At 60.6% G+C, this 378-nt stretch carries 1 pseudogene; it reads right to left on the bottom strand.

Going from position 1 to position 378, the window contains the following annotated elements:
- Positions 1–219, bottom strand: a pseudogene (locus XINFAN_RS20170) (transposase); the annotation flags it as partial.
- Between the last annotated feature and the right edge of the window lie 159 nt (positions 220–378).

Below are 378 nucleotides of genomic sequence, written 5' to 3'. Positions count from 1 at the left end.
GCGTTCCACTCCCCTTCGCCCTCGACCCTGATGCCTCCTCGCCGGTTCGCCCGAACCGGTGGCGCTTACCGGCTCGATGTCGATCAGCAGGTGCAGCGGGCCATCTGATCCGCGATAGGGGATGTTGACCTTCAGGGTCTTCTGGCGACGGTTCAGCGTGCTGAAGTTTGGCACAGCCCAGTCCAGGTCGATCAACCGCAACAGGCTCTCGATGAACCCACCTCGCCATGGTCACTCGAACCAGTGGCGTTTCCATGGCTCGATCTGCCTGAGTGCCAGGTGAGCTACTCCCCGATCCTTGGACAGTTTTCGAGGATGTTTAAGCTACTGCCTGCGCCTGCTGGTCGGTTTCGATGCTGTTGAAGTAGACCACGGCGG

Source organism: Pseudogemmobacter humi (assembly GCF_900609055.1).
Taxonomy (GTDB): Bacteria; Pseudomonadota; Alphaproteobacteria; order Rhodobacterales; family Rhodobacteraceae; genus Pseudogemmobacter; species Pseudogemmobacter humi.
The sequence above is the reverse complement of the archived record's forward strand: the minus strand, read 5'-3'. Positions and strand labels throughout refer to the sequence as shown.